Raw genomic sequence first — 20,162 nt, forward strand, 5'->3', positions numbered from 1 at the left:
TTTCCTGCGAGACTAGCCTCGCTTGTTGGAAAAAGTAAGGCGATCAACCAAGGGTTGCAAGTGCTGGAAATGTCTCTAACAACCAGTATGAAAAGCTGGAAAAACCACCGGTAAGCATCAACAGCCCGATCGTCCAAAGCAACAGCCCCATGACACGCTCAATCTGTTCCATGTGGCGCTTCATCCAGCCCATCACGCCGGTAAGCCGTGGAAAGAACGCCGCCACCAGCAGGAACGGAATGCCCAGCCCGGCCGCGTATACGGCCAGCAACAGCGTTCCGCGCACCAAGTCAGCCTCGGACGCTGCCATCGACAGGATCGCGCCAAGCTGTGGACCGATACAAGGTGTCCAACCAAACGCAAACGCAAGCCCCAGAAGATAGGCACCAAAGGCCGACCCGCCTTTATCGCCGGCATCAATCCGCGCCTCGCGCTCCATGAACGGAATGCGAAACACGCCGACGAAATGAGCGCCGAAAATCATCACAATGACGCCCGCGAACACATTGAAATAAGACTGATTTTGCAAAAAGAAAGCACCGAAAGCGGACGCTGTGAATCCAAGGAATAGAAAGACCGTGGAAAGGCCAAGCACAAAGAAAAGCGCGGTTAGCAGTGCACGGCCGCGAGCGCCCTTATCTTCGGTCATTTCGCCCATGGTGATGCCGCTCATGTACGCAAGATAAGGCGGTACGATTGGCAGAACGCAGGGCGACAGAAAGCTAAGCAACCCCGCCACCAACGCCACGACCATCGCAGGTATCAGCCCTGCATCGATAATCTCTATTCCGAACATTCCATTCCCCTTTCACAAGTGCATAGCGAATGAAATGAACAAGGTCACCTAGCCGGATGCTCACAATGGCGTGGACATCCTGTCACATCTTGTAATCGGATGGAGTGGCACCGATCCTGCACACTGCTGTTCAGGCCAAACGGTCCCCCGTTCGCCGAGACGTTTAGGTCGGGCCGAAGATTTCCGCTATCACCGCTGCCAGCAGTTCGAATTGACCAATCATTGGCCATGAAAAGAAAACGCCGGGCGATTGGCCCGGCGTTTTTGTTTTAGCTTTTCAGCGACCACCAGCCGCGGCGCTTCGGCTTTTTCTCAGCCTCGGGCGCTTCGGCGGTAAGGGCCGGTTCCGGCTCTGCCACGACCTCTGGTTCAGGCTCTGGCGTCGGTTCCGGTTCAGCAGCCGTTTCCGGCTCTGCGATGGGTTCGGGTTCCGAAACCACCTCTGGTTCTGCCGCGACTTCTTCCTGAGCGGGTTCAGGCGTTGGTTCAGGCTGCTCGGCCGGAGCTTCGGCAGGTGCGTCTGTAGGCGCTGCTTCCTCAGCCTTGGGCGCCTCTGTCTCTGCCGCGTCCTCAGGCTTGGCCTTTGGCTTGCGCGAACGGCTGCGGCGGGTGCGCTTGGGCTTTTCTTCCTTCGGCGCGTCCTCAGCCTCTGCCGCTTCGGCAGGCTTTTCTTCAGCCACAGCGTCGCTGGCTTCGGTGTTTTGGCCAGCCTCTGCCTCTGGGTTGGCTTGCGCCTCTTCACCCTGCTGCTGGTCGCCATTGCCGTTCTTCTTACGACGACGACGACGACGGCGCTTTTTGGGCCGCTCTTCGGTGCCTTCGGGGTTTTCCGAAGTTACCTCTGCCTCTTGTTCTTCTTCTTCCACAAGCTCTGGCATGTCAGACGTATCGATCGAAATCACCGGAGCCATCACATCAGGCACCTGACGCGTGGCGGTCTTGAACCGTTCAATAGAGAAGTCCGGGCTGACCAAGAACGGATCGGCCTCTACCCGTACCGAAATGCCATAGCGGGATTCGATTTGGGCCACATGTTCGCGCTTTTGGTTCATCATGAAGTTCACGATGCCAACGGGCGCTTTCAGCAGAATTTCTTTCGAACGGCCGCGCACGCCCTCTTCTTCCAGCTGACGCAGGATGTTCAGAGCAAGGTTGTCGTCCGAACGGATCAGACCCGTGCCGTGACACGCCGGGCAAGGCTGCGTTGTTGCCTCAAGCATACCAGGGCGCAGGCGCTGGCGGCTCATCTCCAACAGGCCAAAGCCCGAGATGCGACCCACCTGAATACGCGCGCGGTCTGTTTTCAGCTTGTCCTTCAGGCGCTTTTCAACAGCGGTGTTGTTGCGGCGCTCTTCCATGTCGATGAAATCGATCACGATCAGACCCGCAAGGTCACGCAGACGCAGCTGACGCGCAGCTTCTTCCGCAGCCTCAAGGTTAGTCTTCAGCGCAGTTTCTTCGATCGAACCTTCTTTGGTCGCGCGGCCCGAGTTCACGTCGATCGCAACCAACGCTTCGGTCACGCCGATCACGATGTAACCGCCCGATTTCAACTGAACCGTCGGGTTGAACATCGACGAAAGATAGCTTTCGACCTGATAACGCGCGAACAGCGGCATTGGATCGCTGTAATGTTTCACGTTCTTTGCGTGGGACGGCATGATCATTTTCATGAAGTCCTTGGCCACGCGATAGCCGGCCTCGCCTTCAACCAGAACCTCGTCAATCTCACGATTGTAAAGGTCACGGATCGTCCGTTTGATCAGGTTGCCTTCTTCATAGATCGGCGCGGGCGCGATGGATTTCAGCGTCAGTTCGCGGATCTGTTCCCACAGGCGTTGCAGGTATTCATAGTCGCGTTTGATTTCGGACTTGGTGCGCTTGGCACCTGCGGTCCGAATGATAAGGCCAGCGCCTTCCGGCACTTCAATCTCGCCCGCGATTTCCTTCAGTTTCTTCCGGTCGGCTGCATTGGTGATCTTGCGCGAAATGCCACCGCCACGTGCGGTGTTCGGCATCAGAACGCAGTAACGGCCTGCAAGGCTAAGGTATGTGGTCAGCGCAGCGCCTTTGTTGCCACGCTCTTCCTTAACGACCTGCACCAGAAGGATCTGGCGCACTTTGATGACTTCTTGAATCTTGTACCGTTTGGGGCGCGGTTTGCGCGGCTGACGGATTTCTTCGCGAACATCTTCGTCAGCGACGGATTCGATTTCAGAGTCGCGCTCGGAGGCGTCGGTAACTGCTTCGTCGTCAGAATTTTCTTCTTCAGACGGATCAGCAGTTTCTTCGGTTTCCGCAGCAGGCGTTTCTTCAGCAGCTGTTGGGGCGGCGTCTTCGACCGCCTCGGCCGGTGCTTCTTCGGTCTTGGCCTCTTCAACCACAGCTTCGGCAGCAGGCTCTTGGCTTGCTTCCTCAACAACGGGTTGATCCTTGTCACCGTTTTCGATCAGGCCATCAGTTGCCTGTTCGTCTTCACCCAAATCAACCACATCCATGCTGGAAATGGTTTCAGTCACTTCGCGGGTTTCTACGGCATCTGTTGTCTTGGCCTCTTCAGCCTTGGCCTTACTGCGCGAACGTGAACGACTGCGCGAACGGGATTTAGGACGTTCGTTCTTTTCGTCATCCTCGGCCAATGATTTGGCATAGGCGCGTTCTTCAGCCAACAACGCTTCGCGGTCGGCCACAGGAATTTGGTAATAATCTGGGTGAATTTCCGAAAACGCCAAGAAACCATGCCGGTTCCCGCCGTAATCAACAAATGCCGCTTGAAGCGAAGGTTCAACGCGGGTGACTTTCGCCAGATATATGTTGCCAGCTAGCTGGCGCTTATTGACGCTTTCGAAGTCGAATTCGTCAACCTTAGTTCCGTCAACCACCACAACGCGGCATTCTTCCGCGTGGGTGGCGTCGATGAGCATTTTCTTAGCCATTGTGTCTCTTTGCACCGCGGCAAACACCCGTCGCCCGGTGGGCGCGGATGTTGCGGGTGGTGTCTTGTTTGGGCGTGGGGGTGTGCAGCGACGGCATCAGGGGCGGCGGAACGCCTGCCTCCTCTTTGCCTGTTCGTGCTCACGCGTTCCATCGCGGTTTGTCTCCGATGCCTGTGTGGCACCCGTTGGTTAAATCCCAACCCCTTGGGGTGGGAAATCTTGTGCCCAGTTGGGCAAATCGGTCTGCGGAGCGATCGGGCCGACGATCTTGCCGGGGCGATCCGAAACGCAGCGAAACTTAACGAACGGCGATCGAACGTTGTGCGACCAGCCGTCCTGTGACCTTAGCGGCAGTTGATGGACAATGACAATGGTGTTTTTCAAAACGCAGCCCCCTGATCCAACGCAACAGCCCGGATCAGAGGGAATTCAACGTGTGTTTGGGGATTTCACCCTAGGGTTACAAATAGTCCGAACGACTCAACCCATATTTCGCCATCTTCTCGTTCAGGGTCCGGCGTGGCAGGCACAGCTCTTCCATGACATTGACGATAGAGCCTTTGTGACGGCGCATGGTGTTATCGATCAGCATGCGTTCAAACGCTTCGACGTATTCTTTCAGCGGCTTGCCTTCGGTCGTCATCACCGGCTGGGCCTCTTCGTCATCTGACATCAAAAGCGAGGCGATGGTGCCCGACCCACGACGGTTTTGCAGGACCGCACGCTCTGCCACGTTGATCAGCTGACGCACGTTGCCCGGCCACGGTGCTTGCAGCAATTGCGCGGCTTCTTGTGCGCTGACCTCTGGCGTGTCGCATCCGTATTCTTCGGCGAATTGTTCGCTTAGGCGTGTGAACAGCGTCAGGATATCTTCGCCACGCGCCCGCAACGGCGGCAGCGTGATCTTCATGGCCGCAAGGCGATAGAAAAGATCAGGGCGCAGCATATCTTCGCAGGTTTTGCCCTGCTCTTGCAGGTTCGACACCGCGATGATGCGCGTTTCGGCCGGGTTGCCCTGTTCGTTGATAAAGGTCAGTAACCGCGCCTGAAGCGCCTGCGGCAGTGCCTCAATATCTTCAAGGCACAGGGTGCCGCCGCGGGCTTCTTCGACCAGCGGAAGGTCCCCGCCCTCGCCCATTGGACCGAAGAACTTCGTTGCAAGCTCCTCCTCGCCAAAGGCCGCACAGGAAACCTGAACGAACTTGCGCCCTGCCCGTGGACCAACCGCATGCAGCGCATGAGCCACCAGCGATTTGCCCGTCCCGGTTTCGCCGTCGATCAAGACGTGACCGTCAGCCTGACCCAGATCAAGAATGTCTTCGCGCAACCGCTCCATCACGGGGGAAGACCCGATAAGCTTTTTCATCAGCACCGTGCCATCCGACAACTCGCGCCGCAGCGCGCGGTTGTCCAGCGTCAGGCGGCGGGTTTGCGCCGCGCGCTTGGCCAGCTCTGTCATCCGGTCGGGGTTGAACGGTTTTTCCAGGAAGTCATAGGCCCCGATCCGCATCGCCTCGACAGCCATGGGAACGTCGCCGTGGCCGGTGATGATGATGACCGGCAGGTTGCTATCAAGGCTCATCAGGCGTTTTAGAAAGGCCATGCCATCCATTCCCGGCATGCGAATGTCAGAAACGATCACGCCGGGGTAATCTGCCCCGATGGATTTCAGCGCCTCTTCGGCGGAAGCGAACGTATCTGTGTCAAACCCCGACAGTGCCAACCACTGGCTAATGGATTGGCGCATGTCCTGTTCGTCGTCGACGATTGCAATCTTGATGCCGCGGCCCATGGGACCCCCTCATTATTGAATTTCTATTCCGCCGCCTCGACGTCTTCGCCAAGGATAGGAAGTTGTACCTCAAACACTGCGCCACCCGCGCGTCCGTTGCGTGCGGTCAGCCGCCCCCCAAGGTCGTTCACGATGCCCGAGGAAATGGCAAGCCCCAGCCCAACACCGTCTCCCGGGGCTTTGGTGGTGTAAAATGGTTCAAACAGCGCATCCAAATCGGTGATCCCCGACCCATTATCGCGTACCGTAAGCGTGGCGGTTTCGCCCGCCGACAGGATCAAATCCACCTGCGCGTCGTCTGTCATCTTCGTCGCGTCCAGCGCGTTGCGCAGCAGGTTGATGATGACCTGTTCCAGACGCACCTGATCGGCCATCACGATGACCGGTGCTGGCGGCAGCGTGCGGGTGATCGTCACCTTGCGCCGCTTCAACTGAGGTTCCATCATCGACAGGGCGGAAGACACCGAAGTCCTGAAATCCAAGGGTTCAAACGCATCGCCGCCCTTGCGCGCATAGCTTTTCAACTGACGTGTGATCGACCCCATCCGTTCGATCAGATCGTCGATCCGCAGGAAGGACGAAAGCGCCTCTTCGGGGCGTTTGCGTTGCAGCAACAATCTTGCCCCGGCCAGATAGGTTTTCATCGCCGCAAGCGGTTGATTAAGCTCGTGACTGACGGCCGCCGACATTTCCCCCAGCGCCGCCAGCTTGGAGCTTTGCGCAAGGGTTTGTTCGGCCACTTCAAGGTTCTTTTCGGCCTTCTCGCGCTCGGCAATTTCTCGCTGTAGCCTGATATTAAGTGCGCGAAGTTCTGCCGATTCCTGTTGGAAAAACACCGAACGCGACTGCGCCTTGCGCGACAGCACATAGAAGGCAAAAGACAGCAACAGCGCGAATGCCATGATCTCTAGCGCTAAGACGCCATTCACCCGTTCGCGCACTGATGTGTAGGATGTGAACGAAACCAACCGCCAACCTTGGAACGGAATGCGGGCTTCGTTGCGCATCACGGCCTCGCCCAGCAGATAGGCATCCGGGGGCAATGCCGCCCAGTCAGCCGTTGCCTGAATGGCCCGCTGGATAGAGGACGGCGCAGATTGAACCGCCAGCGCCTCGTCTATGGTCAGCCCGCGCCAGCGCGGCTCGGTCGATAGGATGATCCGCCCTTCGCTGTCCGTCACGATGACCGCATCGGATATGCCTGCCCAGCTTTCCTGATATTTGGCCAAATCTACGGCAACGATGATGACGCCGATGTTACGCCGTTCGCTTGTGATGCGACGGGAATATGTGAAGTCGATGCCGCCGTGTTCATTCTCGGCAGAGATGAAAACGGTGTCATTCGCGCGTTTTGCTTCCACGAAATATGGGGCCTGACGCATGTTCGAACCAATTGTCGAACGGTCCGTCGCCGCAACAACGCGACCCTCGTTATCCAACAGCATCAGCGAGGCAGCGCCGATCTCTTCAAGATAGGAAATCAGACGTTGAGAGCTTTGGCGAAAATCCGAAGAATTCAGTGCGCCAATCAGCGTGGGATCGCGGGACAACAGCAGCGGAACAACCGATGCCCGCTGCAATTCTGAAACGACGTTCCCGGAATACAGCGCCAGGCGCACCTCTGCCCGGTTGCGCGTCGCGTTGGTAAAACGCTCTGTCAAAAGGATGTTGGTGACCCAGACCACCCCGACCGCGATCACAAGGAACACGATCAAGATACCACGCACGCGCCAGCCGACGCTGCCCTGCGGATCGGTCACAATAGAGTCTGAGGCGCTTTTCGACATAGGCGGGAATTTAATCCCCGCCGCATCGCATCACAAGCGTCAGTCATCACGCCAGCGCCATTGCCTCGCTCAATGCGCGGAAAAGCACCGCCCCATCGGCATTTCCGTGCGCGTCTTCAGACGCCCGTTCAGGGTGTGGCATCATGCCAAGCACCCGGCGGTTTTCGCTTAGCACACCAGCGATGTCAGCCATCGAACCGTTCGGGTTGTCGGTATAGGTGAACGCGATGCGATCGTCGCCCTTCAGGCGGGCCAGCGTGTCAGCGTCGGTGTTATAGTTACCGTCGTGATGCGCCACTGGAAGCGTGATCGTCTGACCCTTGTCGTACCCGTTGGTAAAGGCTGTGTCCGTCGTTTCAACCTTAAGCCCGACCGGCTTGCAGATGTACTTTAGCCCAGCGTTGCGCATCAGCGCACCCGGCAAAAGCCCCGTTTCGGTCAGCACCTGAAACCCGTTGCAAACACCAAGGACATAGCCGCCCTTGTTGGCAAAGTCGACAATCGCCTTGGCAATCGGCGAACGGGCCGCGATGGCACCGCAGCGCAGGTAATCACCGAACGAAAAGCCACCGGGAATGGCAACCACATCCAACCCATCGGGAAGGCTGGTTTCCTTGTGCCACACGATCTGCGTAGCCTCGTTTCCGGCAACTTGGTTCAGGGCAACCGCCATGTCGCGGTCGCAGTTAGAACCAGGAAACTGAATGACAGCTGCGCGCATCAGGCGATCTCCACCGAGTAGCTTTCGATCACCGTGTTGGCGAGCAGCTTTTCACACATTTCGGTCACGGTTGCCTTGGCTTTGGCAGCGTCTGTTTCGGCCAGGTCCAGTTCGATGACTTTACCCTGACGAACACCGTCAACACCCTCAAAGCCCAAAGAGCCAAGAGCATGGCGAACCGCCTCCCCCTGCGGATCCAGAACACCGTTTTTCAGCATGACATGTACGCGGGCTTTCATCGGGTTCGTTCCTTAGTTGATCAGGGTCGGTTTAGTAGCGTGGGTCACATTGCTGGGCATAACGCCAAGCCGTTTGGCCACTTCGGTATAGGCATCCGTAAGGTTGCCCAAGTCGCGGCGGAATACGTCTTTGTCCAGCTTCTGGCCGGTTTTGACATCCCACAGGCGACAGCTATCGGGGCTGATTTCATCCGCAACGACAAGGCGCATAAAGTCGCCTTCGTAAACGCGGCCGATTTCGATTTTGAAATCGATCAGTTTAATGCCGACGCCATACATGACGCCCGCCAAGAAATCGTTCACACGAAGTGCCAGCGCGATCATGTCGTCCAGATCCTGCTGCGAGGCCCAGCCGAACGCGATGATATATTCCTCGGTCACCAGCGGATCACCAAGGCTGTCTTCTTTATACGAAAACTCGACGATCGGGCGCGGCAGTGCGGCACCCTCTTCCAGACCAAGGCGTTTGGCGATGGATCCGGCGGCGAAGTTGCGCACGATCACTTCCAGCGGAATGATTTCCACTTGGCGGATCAACTGTTCACGCATGTTCAGGCGCTTCAAGAAATGCGTCGGCACACCGATGGTGTTCAGACCCGTCATGAAGAATTCGCTTAGACGGTTGTTCAACACGCCCTTGCCTTCGATGACAGCTTTCTTTTCAGCGTTGAACGCTGTGGCATCATCTTTGAAATACTGCACATAGGTCCCCGGCTCGGGGCCTTCGTACAAAATCTTTGCCTTGCCTTCGTAGATCTTTTTGCGACGTGCCATGGAAACTCCGCTTCTAGGGCGATTATGGCTGCAATGCCCCGCCCAGTGTTGCGCATCTCTTATGCGAACGCAGTGACAAGGGCAAGCCGCAGCACCAATGCGACATTTCAGATCATAAATCCGCATATGATAGCGCGCACTGCCTCTAGGCATCGGCGCTTCAATCCCTTAAAACCACCACGACTAGATTCTGGAGGACAAAGTCCCATGACCACCTTCGACGACCGCGAAAGCGCATTTGAAAATAAATATGCCCACGATGAAGAGATGAAGTTCAAAGCGCAGGCGCGTGCGAACAAACTTCTGGGGCTTTGGGCCGCTGGCCTTCTTGGCAAATCCGGCGAAGACGCCGAGAACTATGCCAAAGAAGTCATCAAGTCTGACTTCGAAGAAGCAGGCCACGAAGACGTGTACCGCAAAGTTGCGGCCGATCTGGGCGACAAGGCTGACGAAACCACCATCCGCACCAAGATGGTAGAGGTTCTGGCCGAAGCCAAAGCACAGCTGATGGCTAACGACTAAGGGCTTACCCCTAATAAGTTAGGAAACGCGCCCGCGATGACCGGGCGCGTTTTTTGTTTTCCGCCATGTGAACGCCGTGAAGTTGCGCGATGTTCAACATGATTATGATTAATAAGAGTTTGCGTGATGATGCCTTACATGGCACCTGTCGCGCAAATTGGCGGCCTTGGCTGCCTATTGCTCGTTTCCGAAAGGACGCATGATATGACCGATGCCCTCTCTCGCTTGCTTGAAACCCGTGACTGGCTGCTTGCCGACGGCGCGACCGGCACGAACCTTTTCAACATGGGCCTCAGCTCGGGCGATGCGCCGGAACTTTGGAACGTGGACGAACCTGAAAAGATTCGCACACTATATCGCGGTGCTGTTGAGGCTGGGTCGGACATCTTCTTGACTAATACGTTCGGCGGCAACGCCTCGCGTCTGAAACTTCACGCCGCCGAAGGGCGCGTGCGAGAGTTGAACCGTGTCGCGGCAGAGCTTGGCCGCGAAGTCGCTGACAAGGCCGATCATCCGGTCGTGGTTGCAGGCTCCGTTGGCCCAACCGGTGAGATCATGGAGCCGATGGGTTCCCTTACCTACGCTGGCGCGGTTGAGATGTTTCACGAACAGGCCGAGGGTCTGAAAGAAGGCGGCGCTGACGTTCTGTGGGTTGAAACCATTTCTGCCCCTGAAGAATACAAAGCTGCCGGCGAAGCTGCGAAACTGGCTGGCATGCCATGGTGCGGCACGATGAGCTTTGACACAGCCGGGCGCACGATGATGGGTGTCACCTCTGCCAATATGGCCGAGATGGTTGAAAAGCTGCCCTACCCTCCGCTGGCGTTTGGGGCCAACTGTGGTGTCGGCGCATCCGATCTGCTGCGCACGGTTCTTGGCTTTTCGGCGGCTGGCGTCGAACGGCCAATCATCGCCAAAGGCAACGCCGGTATTCCTAAATACGTCGATGGCCACATCCACTATGACGGCACGCCCGAACTAATGGCCGATTATGCCGTTCTGGCCCGTGACTGCGGCGCGACGATTATCGGCGGCTGCTGCGGCACCACCCCCGAGCATCTGCGCGCCATGCGCGAAGCACTGGAAACGCGCCCACGCGGCCCGCGCCCATCACTGGATCAGATCACTGAAAGCCTTGGTGGATTTTCGTCAGCCTCGGACGGGACCGGCGATGAAGAGCCGCCCGCGCGCACCCGTCGCCGTCGTCGTGGCTAAGGCAACGCACATATCAAAACAGCGACAGCTGGTCGCCGGGGCGTGGAGGAACGCGGAACAGATCCGTCCGAAGGGGCGGCAGTTCCGCATCCAGCCCCAGCGATTTAGCGCAGCGGTTGAACCGCGCGCCAATCAGTTTGGCATAATGCCCATCACCGCGCATGCGCTTGCCCCATTCCGGGTCATAGTCGCGCCCGCCATGCATTTCGCGCAAACGCGTCATCACGCGGTTCGCGCGGTCAGGGAAATGTTCGCCCAACCATTCCTGAAACAAGGGCGACACCTCCAACGGCAAACGCAGCATGATCCAGCTGGCCGCAATCGCGCCCGCCTCTTTCGCGCGTGTCAAGATCGCCTCCAACTCGTGATCCGTCAGTGCCGGAACAATGGGCGAGGTCATGACGCGTACCTCAACGCCGGCCTCCGTCAGCTTGCGGATTGTCGCAAGGCGCCGTTCAGGCGTGGGCGCGCGCGGCTCCATCTTGCGCGACAGGTTCCGGTCAAGCGAGGTGATGGAAATACCAACCCGCACCAGCCGCTGTTCGGCAAGCTGCGCCAAGATATCAACGTCGCGTTCAATCAACGTACCTTTGGTCACGATGCCAACGGGGTGTTTGAAATCCAGCAACACCTGCATCAGCCGCCGCATGATGCGCTGATCTATTTCGATCGGTTGGTACGGGTCGGTGTTGGTGCCGATGGCAATGGTGCGCGGACGATATCGTTTGGCCGACAATTCCCGCGCCAAAACGTCGGGCGCACTGGGACGTGCAATAAGCCGCGTTTCGAAATCCAGCCCCGGCGACAGGCCCAAATAAGCATGTGTGGGTCGCGCGAAACAGTAGATACAGCCGTGTTCGCAACCGCGATACGGGTTGATGGAACGATCAAACGGCAGGTCTGGCGACTTGTTTCGGGTGATGACGGTGCGCGGCTCCTCGATGCTCAGTTCCGTGCGCAGGACGGGCGCGGCCTCTTCCATCGGCCAGCCGTCATCGACGCTGACCCGTGCATAGGGTTCGAACCGCCCCGTCTGGTTCGTGACGGCCGCGCGGGCCTTTCGCCGCTCTGCGGGAATGTCTTTGCGTTCATGCATCATGCAGGAACGAATATAGAACATCGATCAACGCGCAACCAGCCCTGCCCCGACACGGCGCAGGAAAAAACGGTGCGCAGCCTACGAATTGCACCGGCGCAGGTCGGTTGCGGAAGAGCCAATGTCGTAATCGGCCAAGTCTGACTGCGACAAAACGACAATAGAATTGTAAGACCGGGCCAACACCACAGCCCCCTCTGAGGATCAAACCGATGGCAGACGAAGAAGACGATATCATCCTCTCGGAACTTCCCGACGACGAACTGACGTTGCAGATGCACGATGATCTGTACGACGGTCTGAAGGAAGAAATCGAAGAAGCCGTCGGCATCCTTTTGGAACGCGGCTGGACACCTTATGACATCCTGACCAAAGCATTGGTCGCGGGCATGACCGTTGTCGGCAACGACTTCCGTGATGGTATCCTGTTCGTGCCAGAGGTTTTGCTGGCTGCCAACGCGATGAAAGGTGGCATGGCCATCCTGAAGCCGCTTTTGGTTGAAACCGGCGCCCCGCGGATGGGTAAGATGGTGATCGGCACCGTTAAGGGTGACATTCACGACATCGGCAAGAACCTTGTTTCCATGATGATGGAAGGCGCTGGTTTCGAAGTTCTGGACCTTGGGATCAACAACTCGGTCGATGCGTATCTGGAAGCGCTGGAAAGCGAACAGCCAGACATTCTTGGCATGTCCGCTCTGCTGACAACGACGATGCCCTATATGAAGGTCGTGATCGACACGTTGATCGAACAAGGCAAACGGGACGATTACATCGTTCTTGTTGGCGGTGCGCCCTTGAACGAAGAGTTCGGCAAGGCCATCGGTGCGGATGCCTATTGTCGCGATGCGGCGGTTGCTGTCGAAACGGCGAAAGAATTCGTTGCGCGCAAACACAACCAAATGGCGACCGGTTAAGTCTGGCATTCCCTTGAAGCTGGCAGTCCACGCAAGTACCCTTAACGTGTCCTTGCGTGGGACATGTATCACTTTAGGGTAACGAATGAGCCAGTCTACTGAACGACACGCGCAAAAAGCGCGAACGCGCGAGGCCATATTGCATGGTGCACGCGCCCTTATCGAACGCGGCGAGACCGTAACGGTCACCCGCGCTGCCGCGTTAAACGGAATCTCAAAAGCGACGGCTTATCGGTATTATTCCGATGCGCAGACCCTTTCGATTGAGGCCGCCCTTTCTGTCCAGACCCGCGCCTTTTCCGATGTCGTCGCGGGCGCGGAAACCACACGTGAAAAAGTATGCGCTGTCAGCGCGTATATCGTTGATCTGGCGTTGGAAAATGAACCAGCGCATCGTCAATATTTAGCGCGTGTGTTGGATGCATCTGTCGCCGACAAAGGCGCTGCGGTTTCGCTGCGCCGCGGGCAGCGGATCACAATGTTTGAAGAGGCGCTGAAAGACGCGCATGACACGCTGCTACCGGATGAGTTTATCGAGGTGGTCTATGCCCTTAGCGCCGCCACCGGCATCGAGGCGGTCATCGCCCTGCGTGATATCGTGGGCGTGAACACCGACACAACGCGCGAAACCGTGCTTATCATCGCCAACGCGATCCTCGATCGCTATCTAGGGCCGGAAAAACCGAATGGCAGAACGCGTTAAGCTGAACGACAGCACCCTGACCACTGACGGGCTGACCCTGCCCTCTGTTGATGCGCGCGTGCTGCTTTTGGCCTGCGGGGCGTTGGCGCATGAGATTTTGGCGCTGATCCGGGTCAACGGGTGGTCCCACCTAAGCCTGACCTGCCTTCCCGCCATCCTTCACAACCATCCCGACCGTATTCCCGACGCTGTAGAGGCTGCGGTCCTGAAACACCGTGCAGACTATGACGCGGTGTTTGTCGTTTACGCCGACTGTGGAACTGGCGGGCAGCTAAAAACAGTGTGTGATCGGCTGGGCGTTGGCATGGTTGAAGGGCCGCACTGTTATTCGTTTTTCGAAGGGAATGACGCCTTCGCAGAACGCGGCGAAGTTACGTCGTTCTTTCTAACTGATTTTCTGGTTAAACAGTTCGACGCGTTCGTGTGGAAACCCCTGGGGTTGGATCGCCACCCCGATCTGCGCGACATGTATTTCGGAAACTACGAAACGCTTGTGTATCAGGCGCAAACCGACGACCCGGCACTAACCGCAAAAGCGCAGGATTGCGCGGCGCGTCTGGGCCTGAAGTTCGAGCGGCGTTTTACGGGGTATGGTGATCTGGAAACCACGCTGCGCGCCGTCGCGAAAGACTAAATCTCGCGAAAGCGCTTTTCCTGACGGGCGGTCCAACGCACCTGAATCACATAGCCATCTTCGCCCTGCGTTTCGCCGGTAACGACACCCTGATCAAACAGCCACGCGCGTTTCTTGCCTTCGGAATATGGCAGCACGAGTTCCCGCTCTGTCCGTTCTTCGTCCAGCGCGTTTGTCACGGCGTCCAGCAACGCATCGACCCCGGCGCCGGTAACGGCTGACATGGTAAAGATGTTGGGCTCGCGATCTGCCTTCACCTGCAACGCTTCGCGCTGATCGTCGGTAAGAAGATCGGTTTTATTCCAAACCTCGATTTGCGGGGTGTCTTCAGACACACCAAGTTCGGCCATGATGGCGCGCACGTCGGTGGCCTGTTCCTGACTATCGGCATGGGCAATGTCGCGCACGTGCAGGATCAGGTTGGCCTCTAACACTTCTTCCAAGGTCGCGCGGAATGCGGCAACCAGTTGCGTGGGCAAGTCAGAGATGAAGCCAACCGTGTCAGACAGAATAACCTTGCGCCCCGATGGCAAGGTGATGCCGCGCATGGTCGGGTCAAGCGTGGCGAACAGCATGTCTTCGGCCATCACATCTGCACCGGTCAGGCGGTTAAACAGCGTTGACTTGCCAGCGTTGGTATAGCCCACCAAAGCGACAACCGGGAACGGCACCTTTTTACGCGCAGCGCGGTGCAGATCACGGGTTTTGGCAACCTTGGCCAGCTGACGGCGCAGACGTGTGATCGCTTCGTCAATGGCGCGACGGTCAGCCTCGATCTGGGTTTCACCGGGACCACCAACAAAGCCAAGCCCGCCCCGCTGACGTTCAAGGTGCGTCCACGCGCGGACAAGCCGTGTACGTTGGTAAGACAGGGCCGCCAGTTCGACCTGCAGCACCCCTTCGCGGGTCCGCGCACGATCGGCAAAAATTTCAAGGATCAACCCGGTCCGGTCAAGAAGCTTTACCTTCCATTCCTTTTCCAGGTTCCGCTGCTGTACCGGTGTGACTGGGCCGTCGACCAGAACCAGATCAACCTCAGCCTCTTTCAGGGCTTTGCCGATCTCTTCGATCTTGCCAGAGCCGAACAGATACCCGGCGCGCACCTTTGGCAACGGCACAACATTAGAACCGACCACCTCCAGCTCAGGAAGTGCGGCAGCTAGTGAAACAGCCTCTTCCAGCGCAGGGCCGGATTTCCGGCGCAGGCGGTCAGAGGTGATATCGGGGTGAAGCACCCATGCCCGGGTGGGCTTGGGGCTATGATCTTCAAAGCCGGAAATTATTCCTCACCGTCGTAAAGATTGATCGGTTGGGACGGCATGATGGTTGAAATTGCGTGTTTATAGACCAACTGCGACTGTCCGTCGCGGCGCAACAGCACGCAAAAATTATCAAACCAAGTGATCACACCTTGCAGCTTAACACCATTGATCAGGAAAATAGTTACGGGAACCTTTGTTTTGCGGACATGGTTCAAAAACGCGTCCTGCAGGTTCTGTTTATCGGCAGCCATTGTTTTTCTTGCCTTTTTCTTAATTGACCCCGTCGCGGGGGCGTCCTTTCGCGCTCACGAAATTCAGTATGTAGTGGCCTTTCAGGAGATTCCACCCCAAATAGCCACTCTGCGTGAATGTTTTCGCGCCTGCGGCATTAGTGCCGCCAAAATTCTGGGTTAAACAACGCGATAATTGCCAGAGTTTCAAGCCGCCCCAAAACCATCGCAGCCGAAAGAATGAGTTTTCCCGCTGCCCCCAATTCAGAATAGCTGATCGGGACTTCGCCGGCGACCTGTGCCAATGGTCCAGTCGTGGAAAGTGCAGAGACGGAAAGAATGGTGACCTCTTCGAAGGTCAAACCGGTCAGCGACAGCGCCGACATCACCACCGCGATGTTAAGCGCGAACAGCATGAAAAAGACCCACGCCACTGCCGCACCTTGGCGCCGAATATGACGGGCATAGGCCCCTGACCCGCCAACCGAATGCGGATGAACCAGCTTCTCCATCTCACGCACGCCATGTTTGTAAAGCGCATAGACCCGCAAAAGCTTAACCCCGCCCGCGGTTGTCGCAACACCGCCGCCGGTCAAGGCAAGGCCCAGCAAGATCAAACCGGGCGTCTGCAAACCAGACCATTCCCGCGCCTGCGCCCAATCGGATGAAATGAAGCCAGTCGTCGTTAAGAATGACAGAACCGAAAAGACACTTCCCCAAAGCGAGGCGAACGCGCGGCCTAGGTTCTGTTGATCGTCAACGTCATAGGCGCCCAGCCAATGCCGCAAGAACAGAAACAGCGGCACAACGATAACGCAAATCACGGCCATGGTCACCTCGGCATCCTGGCCGGGGCGCCACCATACTTTGCTTCCCAGATCGGGGTTAAAGCTTTGGCGGGTCACGGCGAAGATGAAAAACGCGAAGATGAACAGCTCGCCCGACATAAACGCGTTGGACCCATCCAGCCCCCCGACGGGTGAAATACCGCTGGTCGCCAGCGTCGACATCGCGTGGCACACAGCCACAAACGGGTCTTCGCCAGACAGGATAAGCATCAGCCAAAGGATGGATGTCAGCCCGGTATAGATCGGGGCAAGTTGCAAGCCGAAGCGCATCAAACGCTCTCGCGGGTCAGTTCTGCGAACACTGTCTTCTACGGGGCGCGCGCCACGCCCTGCCCGTTCGGGCGAAATAACCTCAAAACCGCCAAGGTTCATCGGCGATAGGATCGCGATGGCCGTCACCCAGATGAACAACCCACCCAGCCAACCAACCAGCACCCGCCACAGGTGCACGGACGGTGCCAAACGCTCGGGGTTGTCGAACAAGGTTGCGCCTGTTGTCGTAAGACTGGACACCATTTCGAAATAGGCGTTCAGGAACGTGGTGTTACGAACCGCCTCCTGAAAAGGCACAGCCAGCATCAGCGGAAGCGCAACAAACGTAACCGGCAGCGCCAAAAGGTGGCTGCGCGCGATGTTGCGGTCGCGCGTGTTGTAGGTCGCAAACCCGATAAGCGTCGTTAAGAAGCTAAACACCATGCCCGAATAGAAAAAGCTGCGGGCAGTCAGCCAATCCCGCACGATAAACGCATGGATGAACGGCAGAAACATCGCCAATGCGCCGATCCCCATCAGGATCACCAGAAACGGAAGGTTCAGCGCGCGGTTCATCGGATCAGAAGAAATCGATGGAGACCTGAAGCAACCGTTCCACCTCTGGCACGTCAGCGGTTAGGCAGAACAGCGCAATCACATCACCTTCATCAACGCGGGTCGTCCCCGTCGGGCGAATAACCTTATCGCCTTTTTGCAGCGCGCCAACCAACACGCCTTCGGGGAAGTCGATATCACGGATCAATCGGCCGGAAATCGGCGAGGTTGAAAGGACCTGCGCCTCGATCACTTCGGCCTCGGCATCACCGATCGAATAAACGCCGCGTACCCGACCATGCCGGATATGACGCAGGATCGAACTTACGGTCGTGGCACGGGGGTTGATATAGGCATCGATCCCAAGCGGGCTCATCAATGGAACAAGTGAGGGGTCGTTGACCAAACAAATTGCCATCGGGCAGCCCGCGGCCTTGGCACGCACCGCCGCCAGAAGGTTGGTTTTGTCATCGTCTGTTACGGCTAGAACCGCATCGGCACGGTCAATGTTGGCTTCTTGCAGCAACGTGATGTCCATCCCGTCGCCGTTCAACACGATGGTACGTTCCAGCGCGTCCGCGGCCCGTTCGGCCTGCGCACGGTTCTTTTCAATAACCTTGGCGCGGATCCGGTTCACCCGGCCTTCAAGTTCGCGCGCAACCGCAAGGCCAACGTTACCGCCGCCGATAATCACAACACGTTCTTGTTTCTTAACGGTTTTACCGAAAATTTCGAGCGTCCGATCAACGTCGTCATTATGCGAAAAGACATAGATCTGGTCGTTTGCGAACAGCTGATCGTTGGGTTCTGGGGCAAACAATGTGCCGGCCCGGCGTACGCCAACAACGATGGCACGAAGCGTGGAAAACAGGTCCGTCAGTTGGCGCAGAGGCGTGTTCACAACCGGGCAATCCGCACCCAGCTGAATACCTAAAAGCTGCGCCTGCCCTTCAAGGAAGCTTTCTGTATCAAACGCGGCTGGTGTCGAAAGACGCTGAAGCGCGGCTTCCGAAACTTCACGTTCCGGGCTGATGACCACGTCGATCGGCATGTGGTCGCGGCGATAAAGGTCGGAATAGATCGCCGTCAGATAACTTTGCGCGCGCAGCCGCGCGATTTTCCGCGGAATGGCAAAGACCGAATGCGCGACCTGACAGGTGACCATGTTCACCTCGTCCGAATAGGTCGCGGCGATGATCATATCTGCATCCCGCGCCCCTGCCCGATCAAGAATGTCCGGGTAAGACGCGAATCCAGCCACGCCCTGAACATCAAGCGTATCCGTGGCACGGCGCACCAAATCAGCGTTGTTATCAACAACGGTGACATCGTTTTTTTCATTGGCAAGATGGCGCGCGATTTGCCAGCCAACTTGGCCCGCACCACAAATGATAACCTTCATGTTCGCGTCCTGGCTGCGAGTGTGGCCTCATCCATTGCAGATGATCCGAAGGTGGTCAATCACACCTCGCCTTCGGCTTCAACATGCGCAACACGTGTGCCCGCCTTGTTAGAGGTGACCACGCCAAGCGATTTCAGCTTTCGGTGAAGGGCGGATCGCTCCATGCCAACGAACGTTGCTGTTCGGCTGATGTTGCCGCCAAACCGATTGATTTGCGTCAGCAGGTATTCACGTTCAAACAATTCCCGCGCTTCGCGCAGCGGTAGCGTCGCCAAGGCGCCGGACAACACGACGCGCCCATCGTCTTCGGGCTGATCGGTTGGCATTGGAAGTTCGCGCGCTTCGATCGCGCCCGCCCCGTCGCCCAAAATCAAAACACGTTCGATCACGTTTTTCAGCTGGCGCACGTTGCCCGGCCAGATCATCGTCTGCAGCAATGCCTGCGCTTCTTCGCCCATCTCGCGCAGAGGCAAGCCTTGGACGCGGTTGAATTCAGCGATGAAATGGCCCGAAAGCTCTGGGATATCTTCGCGGCGTTCATCCAGCGACGGAACCGAAATTGGCACCACGTTCAGGCGGTGGAACAGTTCTTCGCGGAAATTTCCGCCGTCAATCTCTTCCTGCAAGTCTCTGTTTGTGCTTGATATTACGCGCATATCAACCCGGACTTGTGCCGATCCGCCAACCCGCGAAAACTGCTGATCGACAAGCACACGCAAGATTTTCGATTGGGTCCCTGCGGGCATATCCGCAACTTCGTCAAAGAACAGGATGCCGCCGTGGGCTTGCTCTAACAGCCCCGGTTCGATCCCACGCTCTGAACTTTCGCGGCCGAACAGGACCTCTTCCATGCGTTCGGGTTCGATTGAGGCCGAATTCACCGAAACAAAGGGCCCCGACGCACGATTAGAGTTTGCGTGGATGTAACGCGCAGCGACTTCTTTGCCGGAACCCGCCGGGCCAGTCAGCATGACGCGACCGTTCGATTTCGTGACCTTATCAAGGTTTGATTTCAAGGCCTTAAAGGCAGCACTTGAACCAATCATCTCGGCCGAGGTCACATCGCGACGCTTCAGCTCTATGTTTTCGCGACGCAGGCGCGAGGTTTCCATCGCACGACGGATAACCACCATCAACTGGTCGATATTGAACGGCTTTTCGATAAAGTCATAGGCACCCTGCTTAATAGCAGCGACGGCGATCTCAATATTCCCGTGGCCCGAGATAATCACGATCGGAATATCTGGATTGTCACGCTTGACGTTGGTCAGGATATCGATGCCGTCCATCCGGCTGTCTTTCAGCCAGATATCCAGGATCATCAGTGCCGGCGGCTCTGCGTTGATTTCGGCCATACATTCGTCCGAGTTCGCGGCAAGCCGTGTGGTAAACCCTTCGTCGCGCAGAATATCCGAAACCAACTCTCGGATGTCGCGTTCGTCATCAATAATTAGAATATCGCCCATATTAATCCGTCCTCT

General features: G+C 57.3%; 19 protein-coding genes. 5 read left to right on the plus strand and 14 right to left on the minus strand.

Going from position 1 to position 20,162, the window contains the following annotated elements:
- Positions 1-43: 43 nt before the first annotated feature.
- From COL8621_RS08070 to purC, 8 genes are all read right to left on the minus strand, one after another.
- The gene (locus COL8621_RS08070) at positions 44-796 is read right to left on the minus strand and encodes a cytochrome c biogenesis CcdA family protein (RefSeq protein ID WP_093966731.1); all 753 of its coding nucleotides are present in this window, start codon (positions 794-796) and stop codon (positions 44-46) included.
- A gap of 269 nt (positions 797-1,065) precedes the next feature.
- Positions 1,066-3,732: an Rne/Rng family ribonuclease gene (locus tag COL8621_RS08075; RefSeq protein ID WP_093966732.1), complete on the minus strand. Its 2,667-nt coding sequence runs from the start codon at positions 3,730-3,732 to the stop codon at positions 1,066-1,068.
- Between the two features lie 189 nt (positions 3,733-3,921).
- Positions 3,922-4,116 carry a hypothetical protein gene (locus COL8621_RS08080; RefSeq protein ID WP_093966733.1) on the minus strand — a complete coding sequence of 65 codons (195 nt, stop codon included), beginning with the start codon at positions 4,114-4,116 and terminating at the stop codon, positions 3,922-3,924.
- A 76-nt stretch (positions 4,117-4,192) separates the two neighbouring features.
- On the minus strand, positions 4,193-5,524 hold the full coding sequence (locus tag COL8621_RS08085; RefSeq protein ID WP_093966734.1) for a sigma-54-dependent transcriptional regulator: 1,332 nt from the start codon (positions 5,522-5,524) through the stop codon (positions 4,193-4,195).
- A 23-nt stretch (positions 5,525-5,547) separates the two neighbouring features.
- A complete protein-coding gene (locus COL8621_RS08090; protein ID WP_093966735.1) occupies positions 5,548-7,311 on the minus strand; it encodes a sensor histidine kinase in 1,764 nt (587 codons plus the stop codon).
- A 46-nt stretch (positions 7,312-7,357) separates the two neighbouring features.
- Entirely contained in the window at positions 7,358-8,032 is a 675-nt protein-coding gene (gene purQ / locus COL8621_RS08095; protein WP_093966736.1) for a phosphoribosylformylglycinamidine synthase subunit PurQ, read from the minus strand.
- Positions 8,032-8,271, minus strand: a complete 240-nt coding sequence (gene purS, locus COL8621_RS08100) for a phosphoribosylformylglycinamidine synthase subunit PurS (RefSeq protein WP_093966737.1) — start codon at positions 8,269-8,271, stop codon at positions 8,032-8,034. The genes purQ and purS overlap by 1 nt, the downstream gene beginning before the upstream one ends.
- Positions 8,272-8,283: 12 nt before the next feature.
- Positions 8,284-9,045: a phosphoribosylaminoimidazolesuccinocarboxamide synthase gene (gene purC, locus COL8621_RS08105; protein ID WP_093966738.1), complete on the minus strand. Its 762-nt coding sequence runs from the start codon at positions 9,043-9,045 to the stop codon at positions 8,284-8,286.
- Between the two features lie 207 nt (positions 9,046-9,252).
- Here purC and COL8621_RS08110 point away from each other — a divergent pair, with 207 nt between their 5' ends.
- The gene (locus tag COL8621_RS08110) at positions 9,253-9,567 is read left to right on the plus strand and encodes a DUF1476 domain-containing protein (RefSeq protein WP_093966739.1); all 315 of its coding nucleotides are present in this window, start codon (positions 9,253-9,255) and stop codon (positions 9,565-9,567) included.
- Positions 9,568-9,771: 204 nt separating this feature from the next.
- The gene (gene bmt / locus COL8621_RS08115; RefSeq protein WP_093966983.1) at positions 9,772-10,782 is read left to right on the plus strand and encodes a betaine--homocysteine S-methyltransferase; all 1,011 of its coding nucleotides are present in this window, start codon (positions 9,772-9,774) and stop codon (positions 10,780-10,782) included.
- A gap of 13 nt (positions 10,783-10,795) precedes the next feature.
- Here bmt and COL8621_RS08120 read toward each other — a convergent pair whose 3' ends face one another.
- Positions 10,796-11,902, minus strand: a complete 1,107-nt coding sequence (locus COL8621_RS08120) for a PA0069 family radical SAM protein (RefSeq protein WP_235823767.1) — start codon at positions 11,900-11,902, stop codon at positions 10,796-10,798.
- Between the two features lie 188 nt (positions 11,903-12,090).
- Here COL8621_RS08120 and COL8621_RS08125 point away from each other — a divergent pair, with 188 nt between their 5' ends.
- The 3 genes from COL8621_RS08125 to COL8621_RS08135 all read left to right on the plus strand — a co-directional run bounded on the left by COL8621_RS08125 (position 12,091) and on the right by COL8621_RS08135 (position 14,132).
- Positions 12,091-12,795, plus strand: a complete 705-nt coding sequence (locus COL8621_RS08125) for a cobalamin B12-binding domain-containing protein (protein WP_093966740.1) — start codon at positions 12,091-12,093, stop codon at positions 12,793-12,795.
- An 85-nt stretch (positions 12,796-12,880) separates the two neighbouring features.
- Entirely contained in the window at positions 12,881-13,498 is a 618-nt protein-coding gene (locus tag COL8621_RS08130; protein ID WP_093966741.1) for a TetR/AcrR family transcriptional regulator, read from the plus strand.
- Positions 13,482-14,132 carry a DUF1638 domain-containing protein gene (locus COL8621_RS08135; protein ID WP_093966742.1) on the plus strand — a complete coding sequence of 217 codons (651 nt, stop codon included), beginning with the start codon at positions 13,482-13,484 and terminating at the stop codon, positions 14,130-14,132. Before COL8621_RS08130 ends, COL8621_RS08135 begins: the two co-directional genes overlap by 17 nt.
- Here the strand turns inward: COL8621_RS08135 and hflX are convergent.
- From hflX to ntrX, 5 genes are all read right to left on the minus strand, one after another.
- Positions 14,129-15,412, minus strand: coding sequence for a GTPase HflX (gene hflX / locus COL8621_RS08140; RefSeq protein ID WP_093966743.1), 1,284 nt, complete (start codon positions 15,410-15,412; stop codon positions 14,129-14,131). The two genes, COL8621_RS08135 and hflX, sit on opposite strands and share 4 nt — an antisense overlap.
- Entirely contained in the window at positions 15,412-15,645 is a 234-nt protein-coding gene (hfq, locus tag COL8621_RS08145; RefSeq protein WP_093966744.1) for an RNA chaperone Hfq, read from the minus strand. The genes hflX and hfq overlap by 1 nt, the downstream gene beginning before the upstream one ends.
- Before the next feature lie 137 nt (positions 15,646-15,782).
- Positions 15,783-17,300, minus strand: coding sequence for a TrkH family potassium uptake protein (locus COL8621_RS08150; RefSeq protein ID WP_093966745.1), 1,518 nt, complete (start codon positions 17,298-17,300; stop codon positions 15,783-15,785).
- A 4-nt stretch (positions 17,301-17,304) separates the two neighbouring features.
- A complete protein-coding gene (gene trkA / locus COL8621_RS08155; protein ID WP_093966746.1) occupies positions 17,305-18,681 on the minus strand; it encodes a Trk system potassium transporter TrkA in 1,377 nt (458 codons plus the stop codon).
- 59 nt (positions 18,682-18,740) lie between these two features.
- Positions 18,741-20,147, minus strand: a complete 1,407-nt coding sequence (gene ntrX / locus COL8621_RS08160; RefSeq protein ID WP_093966747.1) for a nitrogen assimilation response regulator NtrX — start codon at positions 20,145-20,147, stop codon at positions 18,741-18,743.
- Between the last annotated feature and the right edge of the window lie 15 nt (positions 20,148-20,162).

The sequence above is a fragment of the Actibacterium lipolyticum genome, assembly GCF_900184935.1.
In the GTDB taxonomy this organism is placed as follows: Bacteria; Pseudomonadota; Alphaproteobacteria; order Rhodobacterales; family Rhodobacteraceae; genus Actibacterium_A; species Actibacterium_A lipolyticum.